This window comes from Pseudomonas sp. P5_B2 (assembly GCF_056400445.1).
Genome location: NZ_JBFULH010000628.1, coordinates 1 through 2,296 on the forward strand (window position 1 = coordinate 1; position 2,296 = coordinate 2,296).

Here is a 2,296-nt window from a genome sequence, read left to right on the forward strand (position 1 = left end):
TGCCGATTGGCCAAAGGGGGAGCGCGAGAAATACATGGCGCAATGCGTCCCTGCGGCGGCGCAAAAGATTGGTGATGCGAAGGCAAAAGCCGTCTGTGGTTGCGGCGCCGATCAGCTCAAATCATATCCTGCCAAAGACCTTGAGGCATTGATGAACGGCTCTGCGAGTCCAGAGCTGGGGAATCAGGCGATGCAGAAAATCGCCACTTGCCGGGTCGATACCGGAGCGAAAAAATAAGCATCTCGCACTCATTTTTTCACCTGCAATGACCTGAAAAACAGGCCGAATGTCGCTTTGTCAGACATTTTTTGAAGGTTTTACAGCTTTTTTTTCGTCTTTACTTTCGGCTGAAAGCCTTTAAAAACGGGGCTTACAGCCAAATCAAGCAGCAAAGAACGCTCGACAGCAAGGCAAACAGCACGTCCGGGGGGCTCCCAAAGCGAACATTTCGACTATGATACTCCGGTGTGCCCAGTTGGCCTGAGCAGCACAGCACTACTGAAAATATATGTTTCTTGGAGATACACCATGTCTAATCGCCAAACCGGCACCGTTAAATGGTTCAACGATGAAAAAGGCTTCGGCTTCATCACTCCTCAAGGTGGCGGTGACGACCTGTTCGTACACTTCAAAGCTATCGAAAGCGACGGTTTCAAAAGCCTGAAAGAAGGCCAGACCGTTTCCTTCGTGGCTGAGAAAGGCCAAAAGGGTATGCAAGCTGCACAAGTTCGCCCAGAGTAAGTTTCTGGCGCACTAAGAAAACCCCGTCCATGTGACGGGGTTTTTTATGGGCGAAACAAAAGCTTGGCTTGCTCAGCCGCAGTTGACGCGAGTGACGACCCGATTGGCATCGGTGTGCAGGTTCAAACGATCAGAGCGGTATTCCAGCGTCACCATGTCGTTGGGCGACAGGAACCGAGCGTTCTGTGCCCCTGCGCGAGTGCGCGCTTGCTCCAGCAGCTCGGGCGAAGCCGCTTTGCCGAGGGTGAATTCGGCAGATTTTGCCTCACAGCGGCTATGTCCCGTGTCAGTCGTCGTTACAGGGTCTGTTGCCGACTCGGATGACGTACTGCTGCAACCTGCCAGCAGACTGACGGCAAACAACGTTCCCAATGACGCGAGCTTCCAAGGCATGAAGCCTCCTTTGTAAATATTGTGCGAGCGCCGAGTTTGCCTGAGCACCGCCCTGCTCTTCATCTCTCAATCGTGACTGAATATGAACAGCGATCAATAAACGTCGATGTAGTCGTACGGCGGGTTCGGCCAGTTCTCTTTCAGCGCGTTGAAAATCTGCATGACCCAGACTTCGTCACTGGCCGCGACCAATCCTACATAGCCCGAGCCTTTAGCCCACGTCTCTAGCCGAAATCGCAGCCCGCCGATGTCAGTGCCGCCGACGACACCCGAAGAAATGTAGGCGATACCACCTTGGGTGACCCGCAGTTGAGTGTGCTCATCGTCACTGGCGGATGCCAACAGCTGGCGCACAGCCTCAAGGGTCAAACCATCAGGAGCGTTCAAATCGATCTGCACAGCGCGGTCCTTGAAAATTCGTTAAAGACCAAGTGTCGCATAGCCCTCCCCCCATGCCTAAGTCGGAGTGCCAAACGCCGCGCAAAATGCTTAACTCGACACCTAGACCTCCCCGACTTCACGAGTGCCATCATGACCACTGTAAGCATCGACGCCGATATCAAAGCCAAGTGGAAAGACGGGCACAGCTCTTACAGCCCAGGCAGTACGGAAGAACTTGCCATTATCGCTATCGATCTGTTGGTCAGGGACATTGGAACCGAAGCCGCCCGGCACTTCATCAAACAGATTTTCGAAAAACACCTGGCAGACCAAAAGGCCGCGGTAGAGGTAGTACGGGCGTAAATCCCGCACCTGCGGGGCTGGCAACTTACTTCAGACGAGCCAGACGCTGAGTCAGCAAGTCGAAGAAGCCTTGGGCGTCGCCACTCTCGACCCAGAATGCATTTTTCGGAGCTTTCATGCCGTCATGCCAGTCGACGATGGTTTGACCAAAGGTCGGGCCTTCGCGGCTATCAACAACCACATTGACCAAGCGACCGGTAAACAGCTCAGGCTTGAGCAGGTAGGCAATGACGGCGGCGTCATGCACCGGGCCGCCCGAAAGACCGTAGTGCTCCATATCGCCTTTGACGTATTCATTAAGAATATCGCCCACCAGCTTGCTGGCGGTATTGTTGATCTCCGCGATCTGTTTCAGACGAGCTTCGCTGGTGAGGATCTTGTGGGTCACATCCAGCGGTAGATAGGTCAGTTTCACAC

At 54.0% G+C, this 2,296-nt stretch carries 6 protein-coding genes; 3 read left to right on the forward strand and 3 right to left on the reverse strand.

What is annotated here, in order from left to right:
- On the forward strand, positions 1 to 238 hold a 238-nt coding region (locus AC1DRJ_RS24895), incomplete at its 5' end, for a hypothetical protein (protein WP_477804502.1).
- 291 nt (positions 239 to 529) lie between these two features.
- Positions 530 to 742: a cold-shock protein gene (locus AC1DRJ_RS24900; protein ID WP_003179963.1), complete on the forward strand. Its 213-nt coding sequence runs from the start codon at positions 530 to 532 to the stop codon at positions 740 to 742.
- Between the two features lie 72 nt (positions 743 to 814).
- On the opposite strand, the gene AC1DRJ_RS24905 is transcribed toward AC1DRJ_RS24900, so the two are convergent.
- Both AC1DRJ_RS24905 and AC1DRJ_RS24910 read right to left on the reverse strand, forming a co-directional pair.
- Positions 815 to 1,135 (reverse strand): I78 family peptidase inhibitor, encoded by a 321-nt coding sequence (locus tag AC1DRJ_RS24905; RefSeq protein WP_477804503.1) that lies wholly within the window; start codon positions 1,133 to 1,135, stop codon positions 815 to 817.
- Positions 1,136 to 1,228: 93 nt separating this feature from the next.
- Positions 1,229 to 1,534 (reverse strand): hypothetical protein, encoded by a 306-nt coding sequence (locus AC1DRJ_RS24910; RefSeq protein ID WP_477804504.1) that lies wholly within the window; start codon positions 1,532 to 1,534, stop codon positions 1,229 to 1,231.
- A 132-nt stretch (positions 1,535 to 1,666) separates the two neighbouring features.
- Between AC1DRJ_RS24910 and AC1DRJ_RS24915 the strand changes: the two genes are divergently transcribed.
- Positions 1,667 to 1,879 carry a hypothetical protein gene (locus tag AC1DRJ_RS24915; RefSeq protein WP_477804505.1) on the forward strand — a complete coding sequence of 71 codons (213 nt, stop codon included), beginning with the start codon at positions 1,667 to 1,669 and terminating at the stop codon, positions 1,877 to 1,879.
- 25 nt (positions 1,880 to 1,904) lie between these two features.
- Here the strand turns inward: AC1DRJ_RS24915 and AC1DRJ_RS24920 are convergent.
- A partial coding sequence (locus AC1DRJ_RS24920) for a nucleoside hydrolase (RefSeq protein ID WP_477804506.1) occupies positions 1,905 to 2,296 on the reverse strand: 392 nt, incomplete at its 5' end.

What these genes read in the sequence shown, in the direction of transcription:
- AC1DRJ_RS24905 (WP_477804503.1), bottom strand. Translation starts at nt 1,135, where the DNA reads ATGCCTTGGAAGCTCGCGTCATTGGGAACGTTGTTTGCCGTCAGTCTG.
- AC1DRJ_RS24915 (WP_477804505.1), top strand. Translation starts at nt 1,667, where the DNA reads ATGACCACTGTAAGCATCGACGCCGATATCAAAGCCAAGTGGAAAGAC.
- AC1DRJ_RS24900 (WP_003179963.1), top strand. Translation starts at nt 530, where the DNA reads ATGTCTAATCGCCAAACCGGCACCGTTAAATGGTTCAACGATGAAAAA.